The organism is Dietzia sp. NPDC055343, assembly GCF_053645265.1.
On record NZ_JBSHMJ010000058.1, the window covers coordinates 1 to 12,561 of the forward strand.

The 12,561-nt window shown below is 69.5% G+C and carries 11 protein-coding genes; 3 read left to right on the forward strand and 8 right to left on the reverse strand.

What is annotated here, in order from left to right:
• Positions 1–102 precede the first annotated feature (102 nt).
• From ACWIE7_RS17440 to aceA, 7 genes are all read right to left on the reverse strand, one after another.
• The gene (locus ACWIE7_RS17440) at positions 103–1,179 is read right to left on the reverse strand and encodes a hypothetical protein (protein ID WP_454070091.1); all 1,077 of its coding nucleotides are present in this window, start codon (positions 1,177–1,179) and stop codon (positions 103–105) included.
• Positions 1,180–1,264: 85 nt separating this feature from the next.
• Positions 1,265–1,774 (reverse strand): helix-turn-helix domain-containing protein, encoded by a 510-nt coding sequence (locus ACWIE7_RS17445; protein ID WP_454058629.1) that lies wholly within the window; start codon positions 1,772–1,774, stop codon positions 1,265–1,267.
• A gap of 281 nt (positions 1,775–2,055) precedes the next feature.
• Positions 2,056–3,264, reverse strand: coding sequence for a DUF445 domain-containing protein (locus ACWIE7_RS17450; protein ID WP_454070092.1), 1,209 nt, complete (start codon positions 3,262–3,264; stop codon positions 2,056–2,058).
• Between the two features lie 89 nt (positions 3,265–3,353).
• A complete protein-coding gene (locus ACWIE7_RS17455; protein ID WP_344993893.1) occupies positions 3,354–3,662 on the reverse strand; it encodes a hypothetical protein in 309 nt (102 codons plus the stop codon).
• 17 nt (positions 3,663–3,679) lie between these two features.
• Entirely contained in the window at positions 3,680–6,043 is a 2,364-nt protein-coding gene (gene metE, locus ACWIE7_RS17460) for a 5-methyltetrahydropteroyltriglutamate--homocysteine S-methyltransferase (RefSeq protein ID WP_454070093.1), read from the reverse strand.
• A gap of 4 nt (positions 6,044–6,047) precedes the next feature.
• Positions 6,048–6,968 (reverse strand): 3-hydroxybutyryl-CoA dehydrogenase, encoded by a 921-nt coding sequence (locus tag ACWIE7_RS17465; protein ID WP_454070094.1) that lies wholly within the window; start codon positions 6,966–6,968, stop codon positions 6,048–6,050.
• A gap of 192 nt (positions 6,969–7,160) precedes the next feature.
• Positions 7,161–8,450, reverse strand: coding sequence for an isocitrate lyase (gene aceA / locus ACWIE7_RS17470; protein WP_454070095.1), 1,290 nt, complete (start codon positions 8,448–8,450; stop codon positions 7,161–7,163).
• A gap of 195 nt (positions 8,451–8,645) precedes the next feature.
• On the opposite strand from aceA, the gene ACWIE7_RS17475 reads away from it, so the two are divergent.
• The 3 genes from ACWIE7_RS17475 (at position 8,646) to ACWIE7_RS17485 (ending at position 11,980) form a co-directional block, all read left to right on the forward strand.
• On the forward strand, positions 8,646–10,109 hold the full coding sequence (locus ACWIE7_RS17475; protein ID WP_454070096.1) for a short-chain fatty acyl-CoA regulator family protein: 1,464 nt from the start codon (positions 8,646–8,648) through the stop codon (positions 10,107–10,109).
• A 158-nt stretch (positions 10,110–10,267) separates the two neighbouring features.
• The gene (locus ACWIE7_RS17480; protein WP_454070099.1) at positions 10,268–10,792 is read left to right on the forward strand and encodes a carboxymuconolactone decarboxylase family protein; all 525 of its coding nucleotides are present in this window, start codon (positions 10,268–10,270) and stop codon (positions 10,790–10,792) included.
• 318 nt (positions 10,793–11,110) lie between these two features.
• Positions 11,111–11,980: a DUF559 domain-containing protein gene (locus tag ACWIE7_RS17485; RefSeq protein WP_454070097.1), complete on the forward strand. Its 870-nt coding sequence runs from the start codon at positions 11,111–11,113 to the stop codon at positions 11,978–11,980.
• A gap of 218 nt (positions 11,981–12,198) precedes the next feature.
• Here the strand turns inward: ACWIE7_RS17485 and ACWIE7_RS17490 are convergent.
• Positions 12,199–12,561, reverse strand: a 363-nt coding sequence (locus ACWIE7_RS17490) for a glycosyl hydrolase family 65 protein (protein ID WP_454070098.1), incomplete at its 5' end; no start/stop codon positions are given.

Consider the following 12,561-nt stretch of genomic DNA (forward strand, 5'->3'; position numbering starts at 1 on the left):
GACCACCGAGATCTACACGACCTAAGTCGTCGGCAACGTCAAATTTGTATAAGAGACAGGGCCGGGGCGGCGGGTGGTGCGTGCGGGATCAGCCGCGCCGCATCACTTGTCGTCGTTCGCCTTGTCCGACGCCTTGTCGGTCGACGCGGCCGGCTTCGCGGCGGCGGGCTTGTCGGCCGCCGGGGTCGACTTGGTGGCGGCCGGCTTGGCGGCGGCCTGGGTCGACTTGGTGGCAGCCGGCTTGGCGGCGGCCGGGGTCGACTTGGTGGCAGCCGGCTTGGCGGCGGTCGAATTCGCGGCAGCCTTCTTGGCCGGGGCCTTCTTTGCGGGCGCCTTCTTGGCCGGGGCCTTCTTCGCGGGCGCCTTCTTGGCCGGGGCGGTACGGGCCTCGACCTTGCCAGCACCGCTCTGGATCTCGTCCGAGGCGGCGTAGGCGGCGGCATCGACCCTGTCCGCGGCCTTGTCGGCGGCGTCACCGGCGGTCTCGGCAGCCTGGCGGGCCGACTTGGAGACGCGGCCGGCGGCCTTCACGCCGATCGAGCGGGTCTGCCGGGCCACGGTGCCGAGGGCCTCCTCGCCGAGCTCGACCTGGTCCTCCACGGCGCCGGCGGCGCGGGAGACCTGCTCGTTGACGCGCGCGAGACCGGCCTCGAGCTGCGGGTTCTCCTCGCGGAGACGGGAGACGACGTCCTCACCGCGGGCGGCGAGACCGCCGTAGATACCCGCCGCGACCTGCACGTAGGCATCCGCGACCTTGCGCAGCTCCTCCGGACGGAAGCGGTTGACGAGCTCCTCGACCTCGGTCGGCAGCGTCTGGACGCGCTCCGGGACCTCGCTGACGCGGCTCTGCACCTCGTTGAAGCGCTCGGTGGCCCTGGCCTGGGCACCGGTGACGCGCTCGGTGATCTGCGACTGGGCATCGGTGACCTTGGCCTGGGCGTCGGCGACGGCCTCCTCGGCACGACGACGCAGGTCGGAGACCAGGCCGGACACGGCCTGGATCGCGAGATCGTTGGCGCCGACGTAGGCGTAGACCGGGGTACGCACGGCGGCGAAGGCCTGGCCGAGCGGGCCGTCGAAGGCCGGGTCCTTCTCCACGGACTTGGCCGGGGCGGTCTTGGCGGTGCCGGACGTCTTCTTGGCGGCGGTGGTCTTCTTGGCGGGCTTCTTGTCGGTCATGTCGACTCCTTACAGGTTGTGGTCTCGTTCGGGTGTTCTCGTCTGCGGTGGTCTCGTGGCCCCGCGGGCCGCCGTGCGACGTTCCTCAGGGGACGTCGACGACCTGGTCGGCTGCGGTCGCGTTGTTCGCTCGGAACGACTCGTAGATCTCCACGAGCACCTCCCTCTGGCGTTCGGTGAGGTCCGGGGCGGTGAGGATCGCGTCCCTCACCGGGCTCCCCTGCTTGAGTTCGAGGATCCCCGCCTGTGCGTACAGCACCTCGGCGGACAACCTCAGCCCTCGGGCGATCTGTCCCAGCACCTCGGCGGACGGCTTGCGCAGCCCACGTTCGATCTGACTCAGATACGGATTGGAGACGCCGGCACGCTCTGCGAGCTGCCGGATGGACACCTGAGCGGCCTCCCGCTGTGCACGGATGAACGACCCGATGTCCTGCGAATCGGACGTGCGCTTCCCCCCCTCGCCCCTGGGGCCGGCGCCGTCACGCGGCAACTCCCCCGTGGGCTTGGCGGACCTGCGGGCGAGTGCGTCCTCCGCCTGCCCGGAAGCGGATCCGATCGCCTTCTCGTGCTTACGACCACGCTGTGCGGCCATCGGATACACCCCCTTCGTGCGCGTCGTCTGTCATCGACTGGAGCCAACGCTAACAACGAGTGCTAACTGCAGCAAGCGCTATGTGATCGATGAAACCGTGTGCTTGCTCACATCAGGCCACCCCCGGCCCGCCCGGCCCCGGGGCCCCTGCAGCCGGCGACACCCCACGTCAGGGACCGGATCGCGCGGCGACGAGCCGGTACGTACAGGTGGCGACAGCGGGAAGAACGAGGTCCGTGGAGGCCGGGCGGGGGTGGGCCCGAAAGTGAGAAGCCGTATCTCTAGAAGAGGAGTTCGGTAGCGGTGTGGATCGCCAGCCCTGCCAGCGCTCCCACAACGGTGCCGTTGATACGGATGAACTGCAGGTCCTTACCGGCGAGCAGTTCGATCTTGTCGGAGGCCTCGTCGGCATCCCAGCGCTCGACCGTCTCGGAGATGATCGAGGTGACCTCGCCGGCGTAGTTCTCCGCCACGTAGCGGGCGGTGCGGGTCATGTAGTCGTCGAGACGGTCGCGCACCTTGACGTCGTTGACCAGCATGTCGGCGAGGCGGCCCAGTAGGTCGTCGATCTTGAGGCGCAGGGTGGAGTCGGCGTCCTCGGTGGCCTCGATGATCATCCGCTTGGCGGCCGCCCACGCGGATCCCGCGGCGCGGCGGACCTCGTCGCGGTTCATGACCTCCTGCTTGAAGGTCTCGAGCTTGGCCATGGTGGCCGGGTCGTGCTGCAGGTCGCGGGCGAACTCCTCCACGAACCCGATCAGCGCCACCCGCACGGGGTGCTGCTTGTCGACCTTGATCTGCCAGGTCCACTCGCTGAGCTCGCGGTAGGCGCGGTCCGAGAGCAGCTCGTTGACGAACTGGGGAGCCCACGTGGGTGCCTTCTCGCGCACCCAGCGGTCGATCGTCTCGGGGTGGGCCTCCACCCAGCCGTGCGCCCGATCCGCCATGAGATCCATGAGCGGTAGGTGCCGCCCCTCATCGAGGAGTTCGGCGAGGATCCTGCCGGCGGGCGGGCCCCACTCCGGCTCGGCGATACGCGCGACGATCGTGCGCTCGATGATCGCCACCGCGTCCTCGTCACGCAGCACCGCCAGCACCGAACGGATGGCCTTGGCGGCCTGGTCGAAGGCCATGGCGCGGTGCTCGGGTTCCTGTAGCCATTCGCCGGCCCGCTCGGGGATGTGGGCGCTGCGGACCTTCTCGCTCACCATCTCGGGATCGAGGAAGTTCTCGCCGACGAACTCTCCGAGCGAACTGCCGAGCTGATCCTTCTTCCTGCGGATCAGCGCGGTGTGCGGGATGGGGATGCGCAGCGGGTGGCGGAACAGCGCGGTGACGGCGAACCAGTCGGCCAAACCGCCGACCATTCCGGCCTCGGCGGCCGCGCGTACATAGCCCACCCAGGGGTCGGCGCCGTTGTGCAGCGCGTACTCGGCGACCAGATAGACGATCCCGGCCACGACGAGGAAGCCCGTCGCGACCGTCTTCATCCGGCGGAGGGCGGACCTCCGCTCGGCGTCAGCCGCCGGGTCACCCGCCTTGAAGGCGGACGATTCGGCGGCGACGGACTTCTCGAGCGTCAGTGCGCGTCCTCGCGCCCGTACTTACGGAAGCCGACCATGCAGGTACCGAGCCCGATGAGGAACACGACGGTGGTGGCCACGACCGCGGCGATCACCAGGCCGAGCCCGACACCCATGTTGTCCTGGTAGTACCCGAACGCGGTGAGCGGCAGGCCCAGCATGCACATGCTCAGCAGGAGGATGGTCGATCCGAGGTAGATCTCGGTGGAGTACAGCGGGAAGGTGGGGGCGACGGTCGTCGCGTACTCCGGGTAGTACTCCTCGACGATGGCGGCACCAGTGTGCTCGAGGGTCTGACCGGCCATGATGTCGTCCTCTTTCGTCAACTACCGATCCCACGCACGTCAGGCGCGGGACTTGTAACAGTGATCCTATTAGAACCTCGGGTATCCCGGGCAACCGCCCGCCGGATTCGCCTCGTCGCGGCCACCAGATTCCGCAGACTCGGCTCCAGCTGCCAGGTGTACCGGCTCTTCAGGCCCCCGTCGGGCACGGCCCACAGTCGCTCCAGCCCCACCGCGGCCACCCCTTCGAGGAGCCGCTCGTGCAGCAGGTCGATGTCCGGCACGAAGCCCGAGCGCGACTCGTAGACGCCCGGCGCCACCTGTCGCGTCAGGGTGTGGTCCTGCAGAGCGTCGAGCACCCACTCGATCGACCGGGTCGCCACGATGTTCGTCACATCGGCGTCCAGCTCCTCGATCGCCTCGGTCATCACGCGCAACGACGAGTAGCTCAGGTGCGTGTGGATCTGCGTCTCCGGCTTCGCCCCGGCGGTCGCCAGCCGGAACGTGCCCACCGCCCAGTCGAGATAGGCCCGCCGGTCCGCGCCGCGCCGCGGCAGCAACTCGCGGATCGCCGGCTCGTCCACCTGGATGATCGCCGTCCCCGCCGCCTCCAGGTCCGCCACCTCGTCACGGATCACCAGCGCGAGCTGCGTGGCCACCTCCGGCAACGCCAGGTCGGTGCGGCAGAACGACCGCGCCAGCATCGTTACCGGACCCGTCAGGACGCCCTTGACCGGGCGCTCGGTGAGCGACTGTGCGTAGCCGGTCCACTCGACCGTCATCGGGGCGGGCCGGGCCACATCTCCGTACAGCACGGGCGGGCGCACGCAGCGCGACCCGTACGACTGCACCCAGCCGTTCCGGGTCGCCGCGAACCCGTCGAGGAGTTCGGCGAAGTACTGCACCATGTCGTTGCGCTCGACCTCACCGTGCACCAGCACGTCGAGCCCGATGTCCTCCTGCAGTCGGATGACCGAGGCGATCTCCTCGCGCAGGTACTCGCGGTAGCGCTCGAAATCGATGCGCCCCTCCGCCAGATCGAGCCGCGCCCGCCGGATCTGGACCGTCTGGGGAAACGAGCCCAACGTCGCTGTCGGGAGTGTCGGCAGCTGCAGCCGCTGCGCCTGTCGGGCCGCCCGTTCCGCATACGGGAGGCGGGCCTTGTCGTCGTCGTCGACCCCGGAGGTTCTCGCGCGCACATCCTCGCGGCGCGCGCTGGGCAGCACCGGGAGCGGGCGCCAGCGCGGCGTGGGGCCGTCCTCGAGCGCGGCGGCGAGCGAGACCACCTCGGCGACCTTCTGGTCGGCGAAGGCCAGCGAATCGGCCAACTCGGCCGGCAGGTCCGACTCCGCGCCCACGTCGTACGGCACGTGAAGGAGGGTGCACGAGGCCGTCACCACCAGGTCGGTGAACACGGTCTTGAGCTCGCGCAGGTAGTCGAGCGTCGCGAACTTGTCTGTGCGCCACACGTTCTGACCGTCGACGACCCCGGCGTAGAGGCGCTTGTCGCGCAGTCCGGGGATCGCCGCGAGCTCGGCGGTCGACCGCCGTCCGTGGACCAGGTCCAGCCCGACCGCCTCTACACCGGTTGAGGACAGTGCCGGCAGCGCGTCCCCCAGGTCGCCGTAGGCGCCGGTCACCAGGATCCGCGGGCGCGTGGCCACCGCGGCCAGACGGTCGTAGGCGCGGCGCAGGCGGTCGATCTCGGCGTCGGTACGTTCCATCGTCATGCACGGCTCGTCGAACTGCACGCACGTCACGCCCGCGCCGGCCAGCACCCCCAGCAGCGCCTCGTACTGCTCCAGCAGCCGGTCCAGCACGTCGAGCGGCTCGAACCCCGGGGCGGCGCCCGGCTCGACCTTGCTGAGCAGCAACAACGACACCGGCCCGGTCACCACGGGACGGATCTCATAGCCCAGCTCGCGCGCGCGGCCGATCTCCGCGAGCAACTCGTCGGGCCGCAGCCCGAGCGCCATGTCGGCCGAGAACTCGGGCTGGCGGTAGTGGTAGCCGGTGCCCTGCAGCGCCACCAGCTCGAGCGGCGGGACGTCGGCGCGGCCGCGGGCGAGCGCGAACACCGTGTCGACCGGGGCCAGTCCGTCGATCAGGTCCCGGAACCGCGCCGGGACCGCGCCGAACAGCAGCGCGTCGTCGAGGACGTGGTCGTAGAAGGAGAAGGTGTTGCCGGGCAGTTGGGTGAGGCCGGCGTCGTGCAGGTCGTGCCAGGTGGTGTCGCGGATCCGGCGCCCCACGGCGAGCAGCTCGGAGCGGGTGTCGTCACCGTGCCAGTACCGCTCGAGGGCGCGCTTGAGCTCCCGGCGACGACCGATGCGTGGGTAACCCGGGACGCTCGAGGCGCGGGTCGGCTCGAGGTGCCGCGAGCATGATGACGACGACGACACCAGCTCAGCGCGCCACGGCTGCGGTCACCCGCGAGGAGTCATAGCGGTAGAAGCCGTGTCCGGCCTTCTTGCCGAGCCTGCCCGCCTCGACCATCCGCAGCAGCAGCGACGGCGGCGAGTACAGGGGCTCCTTGAACTCGGCGTACATCGAGTCGGCGATCGCCTTGACGGTGTCCAGGCCCACGTGGTCGGCCAGGGAGAGCGGACCCATCGGGTGCGCGCAGCCCAGGACCATGGCGCGGTCGATGTCCTCGGGCGTCGCGAATCCCGACTCGGCCATGCGGATGGCGGAGAGCAGGTACGGCACGAGCAGCGCGTTGACCACGGCCCCGGAGCGGTCGGCGGAGTGAACGACCTGCTTACCCAGGACCTGTTGGGCGAACGCCTCGGCGCGGGCGCGGACCGCGTCCCCGGTCTCGAGGGTGCTCACCAGCTCGACGAGCGGGAGCACGGGCACCGGGTTGAAGAAGTGCATGCCGATCACGCGCTCGGGGCGGGAAGTGCACGTCCCGAGCTTCATGATGGGGATGGAGGAGGTGTTGGAGGCCAGGACGGCCCGCGGGTCCGTGACGACGCGGTCGAGTTCGCGGAACACGGTGGCCTTGACGGCCTCGTCCTCGACGACGGCCTCGATCACCAACTGGCGGTCCTCGAAGTCACCGAGGTCGGTGGTGAGGCGCAGCCGCAGCACGGCGCGGTCGCGTTCGCGCTCGGTGATCTTGCCCGACGAGACACCGCGGTCCAGCGAGTCCAGGATCCGCGCGCGGCCCTCCGCGGCCAGCTCCCTGGTCGACTCCCACACCAGGACGTCGACGTGCGCCCGCGCGCACACCTCGGCGATGCCGGCCCCCATGAGCCCGGCGCCCACCACCCCGACGCGGGTGATCCGCCCGTTGTCGGTGGTCGCGTCGCGGGGGCTGCTCATCGGTTCTGCGTCCTTCTCGAGGGCGTGTGGCCGGCCTCCGGGCGTGCGGCGGAGAACGGATGGTGCGCTGACGCCACCGGGGGCCGCGGTCGCCTCGTCGAGACGGCCACGGCCCCCGGTGATATCTACATCATGGTGAGCGTCGACCTGCTGCGGTCGGGCGCTCGCCGACCCGTGCGGGTCGACCAGGGGTCAGTGGAACTGACCCTCCTCGGTGGAGCCCTTCAGCGCCGCGGTGGACGTGTTGGGGTCGACCGTGGTGGCGATGCGGTCGAAGTAGCCGGCGCCGACCTCGCGCTGGTGCTTGACGGCGGTGAAGCCACGCTCCTCGGCGGCCTTGAACTCGCGCTGCTGCAGCTCGACGAACGAGGTCATCTGGTTGCGGGCGTAGCCGTAGGCCAGATCGAACATGCCGTAGTTGAGCGAGTGGAAGCCGGCCAGGGTGATGAACTGGAACTTGAAGCCCATCGCGCCGAGCTCCTTCTGGAACTTGGCGATGGTCTCGTCGTCCAGGTTCGCCTTCCAGTTGAAGGAGGGCGAGCAGTTGTAGGCCAGGAGCTGGTCCGGGAACTCGGCCTTGACGCCCTCGGCGAACTTCTTGGCGTACTCGAGATCCGGGGTACCGGTCTCCATCCAGATCATGTCGGCGAACGGCGCGTAGGCCTTGGCGCGCTCGATGCAGGGCTCGATGCCGTTCTTGACGTTGTAGAAGCCCTCGGCGGTGCGCTCACCGGTGATGAAGGGACGGTCACGCTCGTCCACATCGGAGGTGATGAGCGTGGCGGCCTCGGCGTCGGTGCGCGCGATGATGACCGACGGGACGTTGGCGACGTCGGCCGCGAGACGGGCCGAGGTCAGGGTCCGGATGTGCTGGTTGGTCGGGATGAGCACCTTGCCACCGAGGTGGCCGCACTTCTTCTCCGACGCGAGCTGGTCCTCCCAGTGCACACCGGCGGCGCCGGCGGCGATCATGGCCTTCTGGAGCTCGTAGGCGTTCAGGGCGCCACCGAAGCCGGCCTCGGCGTCGGCCACGATCGGGGCGAGCCAGTTCTCGACCGAGGTGTCACCCTCGATGCGGGCGATCTCGTCGGCACGCAGCAGCGCGTTGTTGATGCGGCGGACGACCGTCGGGACCGAGTTGGCCGGGTACAGCGACTGGTCCGGGTAGGTGTGGCCCGAGAGGTTGGCGTCGCCGGCGACCTGCCAGCCCGAGAGGTACACGGCCTCGAGGCCGGCACGGATCTGCTGGACGGCCTGGTTACCCGTGAGGGCGCCGAGGGAGTTGACGAAGTCCTTGTTGTTGACCTTGTCCCAGAGGATCTCCGCGCCGCGGCGGGCGAGGGTGTGCTCCTCGACGACGGTGCCCTGCAGATCGGCGACCTGCTGAGCGGTGTAGTTGCGGGTGATGCCCTTCCAGCGGGGGTTGGTGTCCCAATCCTTCTGGATCTCTTCAGCGGTACGTGCCTTGCCGATGTTCGACATCGCGACTCTTTTCTGTCTCGGGGGCGGACTCGAGTTCGCATATCTGCGAGTTGCGAGATCCTGTACGACACAAGAGTGCCACACCCACCGCACCCCGTCTACCTGCGACTTGTGCAAATTCCGCGAGTTTCCTTGCCTCTTTTGCAAACTTTGCGAAGAATGTGGGGTGCACCACGAACTGGAAGGGGAAAGCCGATGACGGCCTCACATATGGGCGCGCGACTGCGGCGTCTGCGAGAGGAGAAGGGCCTGACGCAGGCCGCCTTCGCCACGTCGCTCGGCTTGTCGTCGTCGTACCTCAATCAACTCGAGAGGGACACCCGTCCCGTCACCTCCCGCGTCCTCACCACCCTCTCGGAGGTCTACGGCGTCGACTCGACCTTCTTCGCCTCGGACGCCGACACGCGCCTGATCGCCGAGCTGACCGAGGCGCTCACCGACCCCCAGGTCTCCTCGGGCATCCCCGCCTCGGAGGTGATCGACCTCGTCCAGGCCCACCCCGCCCTGGCGCGGGCCTTCGCCGTCCTCAACCAGCGCTACCGCAACTCGGCGGATCTCCTCGCGGCCCTGACCGAGGCCCGGAACCTGCCCGCCGGCGAGCTGGACAACTCGGCGCTGGCGATGCCGCACGAGGAGGTGCGCGACTACTTCTACCAGCGGCAGAACTACATCGACTCCCTCGACACCGCGGCCGAGGAGCTCACCAACCGGATCCGCATGAACCGCGGCGATGTGCGTACCGAACTCGAGAACCGGCTGTCGGAAACGCACGGCGTGCGGGTGGTCCGTCGCGTCGATCTGCCGGACGGCCTGTGGCATCGGCACTCCGCCGAGGAGCGGCGCCTCGACCTGTCAGCGCATCTGACCGCCGGCCAGCAGGCGTTCCGCGTGGCCTCGGAGCTGGCGTTCCTGGAGCACGGGGATCTGCTCGACCAGTTGGTCGCCGACGGCGCGTTCAGCTCCCCGGCCGCGCACGCCATGGGCCTCCGCGGCCTGGCCAACTATTTCGCCGCCGCCGTCCTCATGCCGTACGAGCGCTTTCTCGATACGGCGGAGGACTTCCGCTACGACGTCGAGCGCCTCATGACCTTCCACGCCACCGGGTACGAGACGGTCTGCCACCGCCTGTCCACGCTCCAGCGGCCTGGGGCATCGGGCGTGCCGTTCAGTTTCGTCCGCGTGGACCGCGCGGGGAACATGTCGAAGCGCCAGTCCGCGTCCGGCGTCCACTTCACCACGTCGGGCGGCACGTGCCCGCTGTGGAACATCTACGAGACGTTCTCGTTCCCGGGCAAGATCATGCGGCAGGTCGCCGAGACCACCGACGGCCGCATGCACCTGTGGGTGTCGCGCACGGTCACCACCCGACCGATGCGCTTCGGCCAGTCGCGCAAGACGTTCGCGATCGGCCTGGGCTGCGAAGCGCGCCACGCGCACCGGACGGTGTATGCGCAGGGCCTGGACCTGAACGACGCCGACGCGGCCACCAAGATCGGCGCCGGCTGCCGGATGTGCGAGCGCCCGGCCTGCCCCCAGCGCGCCTTCCCGCCGCTCAACCGCACGCTGTCCGTGGACGCCCACCGCTCGGCGCTGTCGCCGTACCTCCTCGACGAACCCGGCTCCCCCGCACCGTCGACTGCCCTACCCTTGCGGCCATGAGCCAGCCGAGCGACACCCCTGACACCAGCGCCGCCACGCCCCGCCCCACCGGCACGTCCGGCGGCGCTGGCGTCTCCGCATCCGGCGCGCCCGGCGAACCCAGCGCATCGGCACCCAGCGCCCCCGGTGCGTCAGGCGGCGCTGGCACGGCCCCGCGCATCCGCCCCGGGGGCTTCCGCGAACTCGGCCCGATCGGCTGGGCGGTCAACCGCCTGGGCGCGCTCGTCACGGGCAAGCGCGACGTCCACCTGTTCGCCACGCTCGGCCACGCGCGCCGCCTCTTCCCCGCCTGGCTCGCGTACTCGGGGATGATGATGCCGTTCGGGATCCTCGACCGCCGCACCACCGAACTGGTGATCCTGCGCATCGCGCATCTGCGGGGCAGCGTGTACGAGCGGGCTCACCACGAGCGGATCGGGGCGGGTGTAGGACTCGACGACGACGAGATCGCCCGTACCACCGAGGATCCGTCCACCGCCCCGTGGACCGACCGCCTCCGGACCGTGTTGATCGCCGTCGACGAGCTGGTGCGGACCAAGGACATCGCCGACGACACGTGGGCCCGTCTGTCCTCGCATCTGAACTCGTCGGAGCTGGTGGCGCTGGTGCAGTTGGTGGCGCAGTACGACGGGCTCGCCACCTCCCTGCACGTCCTGCGCATCCAGCCCGACAAGCCCCGCTGACCCAGCGCATCTCCTCGTCCACCGACCGCACCCGCCCCGCCGCCCGCGTACCGACCGGGCCCCGACTTGCGTACCGGCCGGGCCGCGACTTGCGCACCCGGAATGCACCTTTTCAGCCCGGTTACGCGCCCCGTTTGCGGCGTTCTGGGCGCGTAACCTGCAGCGACCGCCGACGAACCCACACATTCGATGGCCCCCGCCGCCTGGGCGCCTGCCGCCACCGGTAGGTTCTCCACACGCTCGGCGCTCTCCACAGTTTCCGTCCATTCCGACCTCCACCGAGCGGGCGTCGCGGCGAAGCCGGGCATCCTGCGACGCATGGCCACATACTTCCGGGGCTCTCCCCATCCTGTGCTGTCCGAAGCCCGACTCTCGAGCGAGCTCTCAACACTGTCCCGTCATGCCCGTGAGCGGGATTTCGTCAAGATCGCTGATGAGCTCTGGCTGCCGGCAGACCACCCCGCTGACTTCGAGAGCCTCTCGGTCGCGTTCTCCCGTCTCTATCCGGACTCGGTCCTCACCGGATGGTCAGCCGCGAAGCTGCATGGCATCATTCCGCCCGACAATGCCGTACCGGAGCTATGTGTAGGCCCCGTCGGCAGACGACGGCGCGGGCTCCGGATCCGGCGTTATCCCATTCCTGAATCCGCCATCGAGGTACGACGAGGAGTCCGGCTCACCAGCCGTCGCCGCACCGCCTTGGACCTCGCCAGACTCAGTGATCACCTCGCCGGAGTCCTGGCCGTCGAGAAGTTCTACCGCCGCGGATTCACACCGCGCGAGTTGGCTGCCGAGGTCGAGAGCGGGCGCGGCACCTGGGGCATCGCCCGCGCGCGCCGTGTGCTCGACGACGCACATCCCAAGAGCGAGTCTCCGCGCGAGACCGAGACTCGGCTGTTCCTGCGGGATGCCGGCTTCACCGCGTTCATTCCACAAGTCGAAGTGCGAGACCTCGGATACCGCCTCGACCTCGCCGACCGCAGAACGAAGATCGCCGTTGAGTACGACGGCATTCACCACGACGATCCGTTGCAACAGTCGAAAGATCGCGTCCGACGCAATCGCTTACAGGCTGCCGGGTGGATCATCATCGTGCTCGACTCCAGAATCTTCCGCAGCCAGCTCGACATCCTCCTCCACCAAGTTCGTGCGGCCTATGCACGCCGGGCATTCGAGGCGGCCAGCTGACAGCGGCCCGGCCAGTCGCACCAGACGCCGGCTCGCGCGCCCTATTCGCTGCATGCACACTCAGCGCAGGCCGACTTGTGCGCCCTGTTTGCAGCAAACAGGGCGCACAAGTGGGTGGAAAAGGCGCACTCCGGGTGCGCAAGCCTGCGGGGGCCGGGACCGTGCCCGAGCCGGACCGAGCGAGCCGGCGTAGGCGCGGGGCCAGGGGCAGGGCCGAGTCAGGGCAGCGGCGCCTGCTCGCCCGCCGGCTCGGCGTGGGACAGACAGACGCGGGCCCGGTCATCCAGACCCAGGACCACCGTCTCGCCCGCCGGCACCTGCACGGGGCTGCCCTGCACGGTGCAGTCGAAGTCGACGCCGTCGAGGTTGGTGATCGTGATCTCGGTGTGCGTCACGCAGACCTTCACGAGTGTCCCGCGCACGGTCAGCCGGAACGTCAGCGCGCCCCATTCGGCGGGCACGCGGGGGTCGAATGAGATGTCGCCGCCGTAGTCGCGCATGCCGCCGAACCCGCTCACCAGCGCGGACCACACACCCCCGGTCGAGGCCACGTGGATGCCGTCGGCGGCGTTGCCGTGCAC